General features: G+C 59.0%; 8 protein-coding genes. 4 read left to right on the plus strand and 4 right to left on the minus strand.

Going from position 1 to position 11,457, the window contains the following annotated elements; genetic code table 11:
• Positions 1 to 152 precede the first annotated feature (152 nt).
• The 4 genes from proC (at position 153) to HZR14_RS00445 (ending at position 3,834) form a co-directional block, all read left to right on the plus strand.
• Positions 153 to 929: a pyrroline-5-carboxylate reductase gene (gene proC, locus HZR14_RS00430; protein WP_181690896.1), complete on the plus strand. Its 777-nt coding sequence runs from the start codon at positions 153 to 155 to the stop codon at positions 927 to 929.
• Positions 922 to 1,770 carry a glutamate 5-kinase gene (proB, locus tag HZR14_RS00435; protein WP_181690897.1) on the plus strand — a complete coding sequence of 283 codons (849 nt, stop codon included), beginning with the start codon at positions 922 to 924 and terminating at the stop codon, positions 1,768 to 1,770. The genes proC and proB overlap by 8 nt, the downstream gene beginning before the upstream one ends.
• A gap of 8 nt (positions 1,771 to 1,778) precedes the next feature.
• Positions 1,779 to 3,164: a glutamate-5-semialdehyde dehydrogenase gene (locus tag HZR14_RS00440; RefSeq protein WP_181690898.1), complete on the plus strand. Its 1,386-nt coding sequence runs from the start codon at positions 1,779 to 1,781 to the stop codon at positions 3,162 to 3,164.
• 115 nt (positions 3,165 to 3,279) lie between these two features.
• A complete protein-coding gene (locus HZR14_RS00445) occupies positions 3,280 to 3,834 on the plus strand; it encodes a diadenylate cyclase (RefSeq protein ID WP_181690899.1) in 555 nt (184 codons plus the stop codon).
• A 109-nt stretch (positions 3,835 to 3,943) separates the two neighbouring features.
• Here HZR14_RS00445 and HZR14_RS00450 read toward each other — a convergent pair whose 3' ends face one another.
• The 4 genes from HZR14_RS00450 to HZR14_RS00465 all read right to left on the minus strand — a co-directional run bounded on the left by HZR14_RS00450 (position 3,944) and on the right by HZR14_RS00465 (position 11,439).
• Positions 3,944 to 4,990 (minus strand): PAS domain-containing sensor histidine kinase, encoded by a 1,047-nt coding sequence (locus HZR14_RS00450; protein WP_181690900.1) that lies wholly within the window; start codon positions 4,988 to 4,990, stop codon positions 3,944 to 3,946.
• 282 nt (positions 4,991 to 5,272) lie between these two features.
• Positions 5,273 to 8,359 carry a PAS domain S-box protein gene (locus HZR14_RS00455; protein ID WP_181690901.1) on the minus strand — a complete coding sequence of 1,029 codons (3,087 nt, stop codon included), beginning with the start codon at positions 8,357 to 8,359 and terminating at the stop codon, positions 5,273 to 5,275.
• A 387-nt stretch (positions 8,360 to 8,746) separates the two neighbouring features.
• Positions 8,747 to 10,510 (minus strand): PAS domain-containing protein, encoded by a 1,764-nt coding sequence (locus HZR14_RS00460; protein ID WP_181690902.1) that lies wholly within the window; start codon positions 10,508 to 10,510, stop codon positions 8,747 to 8,749.
• A gap of 170 nt (positions 10,511 to 10,680) precedes the next feature.
• Positions 10,681 to 11,439, minus strand: a complete 759-nt coding sequence (locus tag HZR14_RS00465) for a 23S rRNA (uridine(2552)-2'-O)-methyltransferase (protein ID WP_181690903.1) — start codon at positions 11,437 to 11,439, stop codon at positions 10,681 to 10,683.
• Positions 11,440 to 11,457 lie beyond the last annotated feature (18 nt).

The following is an 11,457-nucleotide window of genomic DNA, read 5'->3' on the forward strand; positions in this document are numbered from 1 at the left end:
GAAATTGTACTGTCGGGACCGAAACGGTTGCGCTTTTCTCGGCGGGAACGGGACCGCCGCCCCCTCGAGGGCCGCCCCGGCCGGTCGTGTTCGTGGCCGGGTCGGTCAAAACCGTAGTTGGTTTTGCGCTCGATGCTCTCTGTAGAGCCAACATGACACGAGTGAGCGTTGTCGGCTGCGGCAACATGGGCGGCGCGTTTTTAAAGGGTCTCGCCCGAACCGGATCACACCACCTGACGGCGATCGACCTCGACCCCGAGGCGCTCGAAGCCCTCGAGGCGTACGCCGACGAGACGACGGACGACACCGCGGCGGCCGCCGAATCCGACGTCGTCGTCCTGGCGGTCAAGCCGGACCTCGTGGAGGTGGTGTTGTCCGACCTCGACCTCTCCGCGGAGCAGACGCTCGTCACCCTCGCTGCAGGCGTCTCCCGCGACTTCGTCGCCGAGCGGACCGAGGCGTCGGTCGTCCGGATCATGCCGAACCTCGCGGCCGAAACCGGTGACATGGCGGCGGCGGCGACGACCGAAGGCCTCACCGACGACGTGCGCGGGTTGCTCGCCGACGTCGGCGAGTTCATCGAGATCGACGAGGCGCTGATGGACGTCTCGACCGCGGTCAACGGAAGCGGTCCCGCTTTCGTTTTCTATCTCATCGACGCGATGAAGGCCGCCGGGGTCGAGGGGGGGCTCGCCCCCGATCAGGCGGAGACCCTCGCCGCCCAGACGTTCAAGGGGGCCGCCGAGACGGTCCTCAGGGACGACCGAAGCGTCGACGAACTCATCGATGCGGTCTGTTCGCCGAACGGGACGACCATCGAGGGGATGGAAGTACTGTGGGACAGCAACGCCGACGAGACGGTCATCGAGGCCGTCGGCGCGGCCGAGGAGCGGTCCCGCGAACTCGCCGAGGCGTTCGACGATGAGTGAGACGGACGCCGTCGAGGCCGTCGATCCCGACGTGGTGGCGCGGGCCAGAACCCGCGCCGCCGAGGCCGATCACGTCATCGTCAAGGCCGGGACGAACTCCCTGACCGACGAGGATTCACGACTCGACCGCGTCAAACTCGACAAGCTAGTCGCGGACATCATGGACCTGCGGCGGCGGGGAAAAGACGTCATCCTGGTCTCCTCGGGCGCGGTCGGGGCCGGGATGGGACGGCTCGACCACGGCACGGAGCAGATCGAGCAGAGCCAGGCGCTCTCGACGGTCGGGCAGGGCCTGTTGATGCGGCACTATACGCAGAGCTTCGATCGCTACGACCAGACGGTCGCACAGATCCTCGTGACCGGCAAGGACCTCGATACACCCGAGCGGTTCCGGAACTTCACGAACACGGTCGAGACGCTCTTGGAGTGGGGTGTCGTCCCGATCATCAACGAAAACGACGCGGTGGCGACCGAGGAACTCCGAATCGGCGACAACGACATGCTCTCGGCATCGGTCGCGATCGGCCTCGATGTCGACCTGTTGGTGACGCTGACGGACGTCGGCGGCGTCTACACGGGAAATCCGAAGCACGATCCCGACGCGGAACTGATAGACGCCGTCGGTGCGAACTACGACTCGGTCCGGGCGCTCGTCGACGACAGCACGACCGCGGCCTTCGGCGGCATCCAGACGAAAGTCGAGGGCGCACGCGACGTCAGCGAGCGCGGGATCCCGGCGATCATCGCCGGGTCGGCCGACCCGGACGTCCTGGATCGGATCGCCACAGGAACGTCCGTCGGAACTATATTCGTTCCGGCGGAGCGTGAGACCGACGACTGAACCCGAACATGACTGCACACGAGACCGACACACCCGAAGACGAGACCGACACACCCGAAGACGAGACCGACGCGCAGGTGGCGACAGCACAGCGCGCCGCCTTGGAGCTTGCGAACATCGAGAGGACGGACCGGAACGCGGCGCTGGAATCGATCGCCGACGCGATCCGCGAGCGCGGGGACGAGATCCTCGAGGCCAATGCCGAGGACGTCGAGGAGGCCGAGGCGATGCTCGAACGCGGTGAGTACACCCAGGCGCTCGTCGACCGGCTGAAACTGGACCCGGCGAAGCTCGAGGACATCGCCGGGATGGTCGAGTCCGTCGCCGGCCAGGACGACCCTCTCGGGGCGACGCTCTCGGCGCGGAAACTCGACGCTGACCTCGAACTCTACCGCGTCGCCGTCCCGATCGGCGTCGTCGCGACGGTGTTCGAGTCCCGCCCCGACGCGCTGGTCCAGATCGCCGCCCTCGCGTTGAAGTCCGGCAACGCCGTTATCCTCAAGGGCGGCAGCGAGGCCAGCGAATCGAACCGGGTCCTCTATGAGATCATCCGGGAGGCGACCGACGGACGCTTCGAGGGACTCCCCGACGGCTGGGCGCAGCTGATCGAGGCCCACGAGGAGGTCGATCGTCTCCTCGAACTGGACGAGGAGGTCGATCTCGTGATGCCGCGGGGCTCCTCGGAGTTCGTCTCGTATATCCAGGACAACACTCAGATCCCCGTATTGGGCCACACCGAGGGCGTCTGTCACGTCTACGTGGACGGCGAGGCCGACCTCGATATGGCCGAGGACGTCGCCTTCGACGCGAAGGTCCAGTATCCGGCGGTCTGCAACGCCGTCGAGACGCTGCTCGTCGACGAGTCCGTCGCCGCCGAGTTCCTGCCCGGCCTCGTCGAACGGTACGACGACGCGGGCGTCGAGTTGCGCGGCGACGAGGCGACCCGTGAGGTCGTCGACGTGGGCGAGGCCACCGAGGCGGACTGGCGGACCGAGTACGGCGACCTCGAGTTGTCGATCAAGACCGTCGAGGACGTCTACGGGGCGGTCGAACACATCAACGCGAACGGCTCGAAACACACCGAGTCGATCCTCACGGAGGATACCGACGCCGCGGAGACGTTCATGAGGGGGATCGACGCCGCGAGCGTCTTCCACAACGCCTCGACGCGCTTTGCGGACGGCTATCGCTACGGCCTCGGCGCGGAGGTCGGCATCTCGACCGGCAAGATCCACGCTCGCGGTCCGGTCGGGCTCGAAGGGCTGACGACGTATAAATACTACCTCGAGGGCGACGGTCACCTCGTTGCGAGCTATTCCGGCGAGGACGCGCTGGCGTTCCTCCACGAGGACCTCGACGCCGAGTGGACGCCCGGACGCCGGTCGGACGAGTAGCGCCCGGGTCGGCGGTCGTGGGACGCGAACGTGCCCGGGTCGCTGCCACCGCGGCGGGCGGAGCGTGCCCTCCGGGCTGACGTGCTTATATACGGATCGGGCCCGTACCGACGGTATGCTCGATCGCGAAACCGCCCGGGTGAACTACGAGACCAGCCAGGGGCTCATGGATCTCCTCCGGTACACGTGTGAGACGCTGAGCCTCGAGTTCGAGCGCTGGGACGAACAGTACGTCTCCGGGCCGAGTCTGTACTTTCTCATCGTCGCCGACGTCGACTTCGTCGAGTACACCGACCCGCTCGGGGCGAACACGTGGCCGATCGACCGCTGTGGCGTCGTCTCCGAGTCGGCCGAGCCGTTCATCGACGTCGCCCGGGACGTGGCGTTCAGCTGCGACGGGGCCGTCGTCATCGCCGCGGACGGGACGATCCAAGAACAGATGGTCCGGGTCCGAAGCCCCAACGCCGAGGAGATGGACACCGACGAGGAGCTGTCCTACCCCGACTGGATGGGAACCAAACACCTGAGCGCCCTGGAGATATCCACCCGCGAGGAGGTGCTTTGGGCCGTCACGCTGAGCGAGGAGGACGGCCGCGTCACCTCGTTCGTGGACGGGACGTACAAGGACTATCCACGGGAGGAGATCGGCGGACGGTGGCGGCCGACGTAGCCCGCACGGTATACGTATAAGGATCCCATCGAGCACAGTGAAACAGCAGTATCTATCCGGCCACTGGGAAATGGGTCAGTGCAGGATACGGAGGCTCCTTTGGGAGCCATTAATCGACAGCAGCGTTGACCCCGGTGATTTCGAATCGCGCTCCCCCTTCCTGCCCTTCCGAAATACGAACGTCCCAACCGTGGGCATTCACAATTTGTTTGACGATAGATAACCCGAATCCGGTGCTGTCCTGGCTCTCTGAGTACCCCTCTTCGAAGACCTTCTCGCGTTTCTCCGGGGGAATACCGGGGCCGGTATCCGCTACGTAGAACCCATCCGACAGTGACCCGACCTCGACGGTCACGTCCTCACCGCCGTGTTCGATCGAATTGCGGAAGAGGTTTTCAAAGAGCTGACGAAGGCGGCTTCGGTCGGCCTCTACGGTCGACTCGACATCGATTGCGATTTCTGCTCCGGGCGTTTCGACCGTCTCCCAGCAGTCTTCGAGGAAATCAGCCAACTCGATAGTTTCCGTATCTTGGACGTCTTTGCCTCCCCTGGCGAGCGCTAACAGATCGTCGATCAAATCAAAGCTTCGATCGATCGCCTCGGCTGCGATCTCGAGATGATCGCTCTCACGATTTTCCCGGGCGATATTGATCCGACCTTGCGCTACGTTCAGCGGGTTGCGCAGGTCATGAGACACTACACTCGCAAATTTGTCGAGCTGCTGGTTCCGCCGTTTGAGTTTCTGTTCCGCTCGCTTTCTCTCGGAGATGTCCCACCAAGCGCCGAATACCTCCTGTTCTCCGTCCTCATTGGTACTCACTTGTTGCTCATCGTGCAACCAGCGATAGTTTCCGTGTTTATCTTTGAACCTGTACTCCACGGTGATTCTGTCCGTGTCCTCATCTGTCAACAGCTTTTCTTCTTCTTCGAATAACTCTTGAGCATCTTCCGGATGTAGATTCTCCTGAAAATGCTCCGGGGAACCCACAAAATACTCCGGCTCAAATCCCAACACGTTCTTAACGCTCTCACTAACGTAGGTCGTCACGGGATCTCCATCGCCGACCCTGTATGAATATATCACTGCCGGCGTTTGCGTTATGAGTGTGTTGAGTCGCTCTTCGCTCACGGTTAGTTCCTCAGCCTTTTCTCCCATTTTATTTCGATTGTCGAAGAGGACAGTGCTTAAGTTTTCCCGCAGGGGATACGACGGTTGCTGAATTTGCGCCCTCTATGTTACATGCCATCTGATGCCACTATCATATAGCCGATCGCTGTTTCACGGAGTGAGGGTGTCATAGAAGACTTCTCACACCAAACAGAAATCGCTGAGCTCAGGGGACGCACATACCGCGACGAGTGACAACCCATCTGGAATCCATCAGAAATCCGGTGAACATGCAGAGGCTGGGTTCAGCAGTACGAACCGGTAGGGGCGTCAATCTGTGGCCGCCGTCTCCGTGAGTGGAAGGTTGACGACGAACACGCTTCCTTCGGGATCGTTATCTTCGACCCAAACAGCGCCACCGTACTGCTCGACGAGCGTCCGGATCAGATAGAGGCCGAGCCCGGTTCCTGGGCTGTCAAGGCCTTTTTCGCCCTTCCCGAAGATCGTCTCTTTTTGAGTATCGGGAATGCCGGGACCGTTGTCTGCGACCCTGACAGTTATGATCTCTTCATCAATCCTCGTCGAAATCCGCACCTCGGGTCTCTGCTTGTCGTTGTGGACCACCGCGTTCTGCAGGAGGTTCCGAAACACCGCTTCAAGCAACTCGTTCCCCCGAACGTGAGCCCTCGGAATCTGGCCATCGATGGTGACCATCGCCGTATCGAACTTCGCGCAGACGTTCTCAACCACTGGGTTGAGACACTGATCCAGCCTGACAGGCTCGATATCTTCTTCAGTACTCAGCATGATATCGGAGAGATCACGGGCCGTCTTTGTCAACTCAGTTGCACTTTCGGTTGCGTCCTGGATCGCCTCTAAGTCCTCTTTCCCAGCTTCTTCGACGTGTTTTTTGAGCAGTTCCGCTCGACCACTAACTACGGCCATATCGTTGCGAATATCGTGACGCACGACCTGATTGAGCACCTCGAGATTGTCCCTTTGGTCTTCGATTTTTTGCTCGTATTCCTTTTGTTTGGTGGTGTCTTGGCCGACAGCGACGAACTTCTGTGGTTGTCCGTCTTCGTCGGTGATCGGCGAGATCGTCTGATTGAGAACGATTCCCTCGCCGTCGGCTCCTTCCTCGAACATTTCGTCGGCCCATTGCTCGCCCGAGAGGATCGTCTCCCAGAGCTCTCCGTAATACCCGTCGCCATATTCGCCTGATTTGAGGATGCTCGGATCTTGGCCCACGGCTTCGGATTCGCTAAACCCAGTGATCTCTTCGAATGCCGGATTGACGTACTCGATAGTCCCTTCAGTATCGGTGATATACACTATGTGAGCGGTCTGTTCGACGGCTTTCCGGAATTGTCGGAGTTTCCGCTCACGTTGTTTCTGTTCGTCGATGTCGATGTGAATTCCCACGGCACGAACCGGTTTGCCGTCTGCATCCCGTTCGACAGTCTTACCGACATCACGAATCCACTTCCAGTCGCCGTTGGCAGTCTGTAGCCGGTTTTCGGTGTCGTAGTAGTCGGTCTCGCCCGTGATGTGACTGTCTATGGCCGCCTCTGTATCAGCGACGTCATCGGGATGGACGCGCTTTTCCCAGGCGTTGAGGTGTGACTCGATCTCATCAAGCGAGTAGCCAAGCATCTGGGCCCACTGCTCGTTGAACTCCACCTCGTCGGTGGTCATATCCCAGTCCCAGACACCCAGTTCAGCGCCGTCGACCGCAAGTTCGAGTCGTTCCTTGAGGTGCTTAATTTCCTCTTCTCGCTCTTTGCGCTCGGTGGTGTCACGAACGACACAGATGAGACCACCGTTGTCAGTCTCAGTCAGCGATAGGTCCTGGTGGAAGGTTTCACCATTCTTTCGTCTCCCCGTGGCTTCACCACGCCATTTTCCCCGATCTTCGAGGGCTCTGAGGACCTCGCTCTCGAGCCGCTCAACCTCATCGTCCTCATAAAATATCCGCCACGTATTCCCGACCAGTGCTTCGGGATCATCGTATCCGTAGATGTCCGCGTGGGCCTGATTTAAATAGATCAATTCGTTGTTTTCGTTGAGGATCGACATCCCGTCCATCGATGCGTCCATCGCTTCCGCCCGTTCAAGCACCGACTGGGCGCGCTTGCGATCGGTAATGTCGACGTATAGTGCGTGGGTTCCGACAACGTCGCCTTCGTTATTCCGGCGCGGCGTCGCCTGAAGGAGCGTGACTAATCGCTTATCGTCGGCTGTGATAAACTCACGCTCTTTGGGTGTGAACTCGCCGTCGAGGGATCGCTGATACCCGCCTTTATCCAACAGTCGTTCAGTAGATGTTTCGGTGTATACGTTTGCAAGTGGTTGTTCCTGAAGCTCCTCTCGTGAGTAGCCCAGTTTGTCGGCGAATCGCTGATTGCAGTCCTCGATGATCGGCTCGCCATTCGCCTCACGCGTGAAGGCCATCATTACCGGTGCGTTCTCGAACAATTCTTGATACTGAGAGTCATACTGGTCTCGGACCTGAATGTGATAGTGCGCATGCGCGATGGTGTCGCTGAGGTCTTCGAGCAGTGACTGTTCGTCAGCATCGAACGCGTTTGGATAGGTAGCGTAAACGTTCAACACGCCATAGAGGGTTCCGTCGTGCTCGATTGGGATCGCTGCACTCGATTGATAGCTCCGTTCGAGCGCCGCCTCGCGCCACGGATCGTAGGTTGGATCCGCCGAAATATCTTGCACCACTTGACTCGTGCGAGTTCTAACGGCCTGTCCTGTTGGTCCCTGCCCCGTTGTACTGTCATCGACGGTGATCTCGGCGGTATCGAGATAGCCTGCTTCTTCTCCAGCCGACGCTCTGGGAGTCACATGTGCAGTGTCAGCATCGAGACCGCCGATCCAGGCGAATACGTAGGGGTCAGCGTCGATGAGCCGTTCACAGACGCTGGCCTCGATGTCATCGCGTGTTCTGGCCTGGACGAGATCAGACTGAATATCTCTGACGAGGGCGGCAATGCGTTTGAGGTCGCTTGCTCGTTGCTGTTCGGTTGCAGCGGTGATTCGCTGTGCGAGAAATGCGAAATGTTCGGTCGAGCTGCCTTTCGGGACGTAATCAGTGCTCCCCGCAGAGAGTGCCTCGGGTACGACCGTCTCAAGGTCCTCGTTGGTGTAGAAAATAAACGGTAGGCTGGGATACTCCTTGCGGACAGCCTCAAGAAAGCTAAGTCCATCGCGGCCAGGCATGTCGTATTCGGAGACGATGCAGTCAATGTCGTGATTGTTTAAAAGCGTCAGTCCCTCGTTGGGGGTGGTTGCGGTATAAAAAGTGATCCGGTCGTCGCTATGTCTCGGAAGCTCAGTGGCCGTGCTATCGAACGCCGGTTCATTATCGACATAGAGAACGTGTATTCTATCGTTCGTTGTGGTCACAACTTCTCCAATTGATTGATCCGAACCAAACATTTAAGTAAATACCGGTACATCCCATGCCGGATACGCGCCTTCAGTCCTACATACCATTTCAAATATAATCCTAATCTAGTATTTTCTCCACCGGTCAGTTCACCATGATAAGAGTTCTATGACACCCTCTCACGGAGTAGTTATAGCAGAGATCGGAAGACAGTACACACTCGACCGCACGGCGGCAGTGCGATCGATGTGTACGTAGTTGCGATGTTCACAACTGGTCTCGTTCATACTCATACTGACGGACAAAAGAATGTACACACGACTCACGAGTGATCCGCCGTTCGCTCCGTCGAACGGTGTGATCCTCGTGCGTCGGTTTCATTTGATTTCGTCCACCAGTATCACTCAAGAGCCGCTATCCGCCACAATGCTTTGATCTACACTCGGCAATTGAAACGTCACCACGCTTCCTCGTGGGTCGTTATCACTAATCGTTAACTCTCCACCAAGCGTCGTTATCACCCACTCCATCATCCATAATCCAATACCGAGGCTGTGCTGGAGCGGCGTCTCCTCTCCCGATTCGATCACGCGCCGCTCGAGATCCGGAATCCTGGGGCCGTTGTCAGCTACCGATATGTACACGTAGTCGGCATCTGATTCCCGGTCAACCGTAATCGAAACGTCTGGCGATGACTGATCACTGTGTTTGACTGCATTCTCGACAGCCTCATCTATGGCTTGCTCGAGTAAATCTGCGTTTCGAACGTAAATCGTCCCGTCACCATCGATCGATGCAGTGATTTCCGCGTCTGCGTACTGATTCTGATACGCTTCGAAAAGCGTCTCAACATTGAGACGATTCCACGTCTGGTCGTCGTCGGTCATGGCAAAAACTTCGCGGATGCCGTCCACCGTCTCCGCGATCTTCTGCATCGATGTTGCTTGATCCCGAATCGCTTCGATTGACGCCTGTCGGGATTCTTCGTCCATCTTATCAGATGCTAACAGTTTTGCGTGTCCGTCAATCACGCTCACGGAGTTTCGCAAATTGTGCCGCACCACTCGATTAAGCACATCAAGCGTCTGTTTCGTGAGCAGGTTCTCGCCAATGTCCTGCATGATCGCCACGAACTGCGTTGTGTTCCCGTCCTTGCCCGTGGCAGGGATGATCTTCTGTGTGACCTCAAAGAGCTCCCCCTGTTTGGTCTGATTCGTCAGCTCCGCTTCCCACACGTCGCCGGCCGTGATTTGCTCCCACAGGTCCGCATAAAACGCGTCGTCTTGTTGCCCGGATTTGAGTATGGATGGATTGCGCCCGTTTGCCTCGGTAGCCGTATACCCGGTCATCTGCTCGAAGGCAGGATTGACATACTGTATCGTCCCGTCCGGGTCGGTTATGAAAATGGCTTCCTCAGACCCTTCAGCCTGCTTCTTAAACAGCGTGAGATCCTGTTCGAATCGCTTTTCGGTGGTCACATCCTTCTGATAGCCGAGGTAGTTGGTGACGGTCCCTGACCCGGATCGGATCGGAACGATCGTCACACGATTCCAGAACATCGTGCCGTCGCTCCGGTAATTCCGGAGTTTGACAGTCACGGGCTCTTCGGCTTCGATGGCGGCTCGCATCTGCGCAACCGGCTTCTCGCGTGTTGACTCGCCCTGGAGAAATCGACAGTTTTGCCCGAGGATCTCGTCACGGGGATAGCCGGTGAGTTCGCAAAACCCGTCATTGACGTAAATGAGCGGGTTATCGGGTTGGGATGGATCTGAAATCGAGATGCCAAACGGGGCTTCGTCCATCGCTGCACTGCGGAGCAGACGTCCAACCGTAGAATCAGGCTCAACAATCGGGAGTACGGAGGCCTGAACCTGTTGAGTGTTATCCCACCGCATCAGTGAATTCACGATGATAACCCGCTGAGACTGATCGGCAGGCATCTGTAGCTCCACGGCAAGCCCCAATACCGGTTCGTCTTCATTTTCGATTCGAGTCACTTGCTCGCGGAGCTCGGAGTGATACTCCGGTATCACAACGTCCGTCAATGACCGCCCGACAAGCTGTTCTTGAGACTCTACTCCAAGGAGTGTACAGAACACGGGATCCGCATACGTAATCCTCATACCGGAGTGGATAACAAATGAGTCCGGGATGCCTTTAGATGTCATAATTAACCCTTGACCGTATTAGATAGAAAAGTTTGGGGCCAGATTCATCGAAGATATAGTAGAGATCGGAAGACAATACACACTCGACCGCACGGCGGCAGTGCGATCGATGTGTACATAGTTGCGATGTTTACTATAGTTCACGTACGAGAACACATAGCACACCCGGGCTACTCTACGGTCTCGCCGAACCCGAACCGCGGTTTGACGTCCGTTATCTCGATCTCGACCTCCTCGCCCGGTTCGGCGTCGGCGACGAACAGCGTGTATCCTTCGACCTTTGCGATCCCGTCGCCCTCGCGGCCGACGTCCTCGATTTCGACCTCGACGCGGTCGCCCTCCCTGACCGGGGCGGTCAGCCGCCCCTTCGCGACCATATACAGCTCCGAGGAGGAGTCCCGCGAGGCGGCGGGGTGGATCGTCCGGACGTACTCGAACTCCCGGTCGATATCGGCCCGCAGTTCGTCGGTGTCTGGGCCTTCGAACACCTTCGCGACGAAGTCGCCGCCGGGAGCGAGCAGTTCGAGCGACGTCTCGAAGGCGGTTCGGGCGAGATACACCGACCGAGCGTGATCCAGCGAGTACTCGCCGGTCATGTTCGGGGCCATATCGGAGATCACGACGTCGGCCTCGCCGACGGCCGCCGTGATCCGCTCGCGGGTGTCGGCCTCGGTCATGTCACCCCGGATCGTCTCGACGCCGTCGATCGGTTTGATCCGCTGGAGGTCGACACCGACCACGGTGCCGCCCTCGCCCGCGAGTTCGTTTGCGACCTGGAGCCATCCGCCGGGGGCGGCCCCGAGATCGACGACGGTATCGCCGTCGCTTATAAGCCCCGCGTCCTCGTCGAGCTGTTTGAGTTTGTAGGCGGCCCGCGATCGGTAGCCCTGCTGTTTGGCCCGGTTGTAGTAGTCGTCCTTCCGCGTCATAGGTGCTCGATCCCCCTC

The sequence above is a fragment of the Natronomonas salinimetallica genome (assembly GCF_013839515.1).
Classification (GTDB): domain Archaea; phylum Halobacteriota; class Halobacteria; order Halobacteriales; family Haloarculaceae; genus Natronomonas.